Source organism: Pseudomonas sp. 30_B (assembly GCF_017491605.1).
Lineage (GTDB): Bacteria > Pseudomonadota > Gammaproteobacteria > Pseudomonadales > Pseudomonadaceae > Pseudomonas.
Map to the genome: position 1 here is coordinate 1 of NZ_JAFGYY010000158.1, position 531 is coordinate 531.

The following is a 531-nucleotide window of genomic DNA, read 5'->3' on the forward strand; positions in this document are numbered from 1 at the left end:
CCCAATGTGCGACCAGCCGCGTCGCGAGCGCTTCTTCAACCGGCAGGAACGGCAGCCGCAACGCGTTATCGCACCAGCCCTGCGCGGCGAGCAGCGCCTTCACGGGCGCGGGATTCGGTTCCGCGAACAGATCGGCGACGAGCGGCTGCAACGCGACCGCGATCCGTCGCGCATCGTCGAGCCGGCCTTCGCGCAGCAGTGCGTACACACGCACGTGCCACGCGGGCAATACGTGTGCGGCGCTTGCGATCGCGCCGTGCGCGCCCGCGCACAGCGCTGCGAAATTCTGATTGTCGTCGCCGGAGAGGATGCGCAGCGGCGTTTCGTGCACGAGGCGCAGCATGCGCTCCATCGTGCCGCCGCATTCCTTCACGCCGGCAACGCGCGCATCGCGCGACAGCGCCTTCAGCGTATCGAGTTCGACGTTCACGCCGGTGCGGTACGGGATGTTGTAGACGAGCACGGGCAGATCGGCCGCTTCGACGACCGCCTCGATGTGCCGCTGCACGCCCGCTTGCGTCGGGCGGACGT

At 68.9% G+C, this 531-nt stretch carries 1 protein-coding gene; it reads right to left on the reverse strand.

Features of this window, described 5'->3' with window-relative positions; all coding sequences use genetic code 11:
- Positions 1 to 531: dihydrodipicolinate synthase family protein (locus J5M67_RS27705; RefSeq protein WP_207888582.1), on the reverse strand; the 531-nt coding region annotated here is incomplete at both ends.